Raw genomic sequence first — 263 nt, 5'->3', positions numbered from 1 at the left:
CGCGACGCGCGCGGCGCGCCGCTCGACCTCAGCCAGCATGCGCTGCGCAGCGTGTCGCCGGTGCATCTCGAGTATCTCGCCAACATGGGCGTGGCTGCGTCGATGTCGATCTCGATCCTGTCGGGCGGTCGCCTGTGGGGTTTGATCGCCTGCCATCACCGCAGCAGGCGCACGGTCCCGCCGGGCGTCCGCGCCGCGGCCGATCTGTTCGGCCTGTTCGTGTCGATGCGCGTCGCGGCCCGCGAGCAGCAGCACGCCGCCTC

The 263-nt window shown here is 72.2% G+C and carries 1 protein-coding gene; it reads left to right on the top strand.

Annotated elements, in window-relative coordinates; genetic code table 11:
- The coding region (locus SB719_RS20845) for a GAF domain-containing protein (RefSeq protein WP_412159845.1) at positions 1-263 on the top strand (263 nt) is incomplete at both ends.

The sequence above is a fragment of the Pantoea sp. SIMBA_079 genome (assembly GCF_046940275.1).
GTDB lineage: Bacteria > Pseudomonadota > Gammaproteobacteria > Enterobacterales > Enterobacteriaceae > Pantoea > Pantoea borealis.
This window is presented reverse-complemented; position numbering and strand designations above follow the sequence as displayed.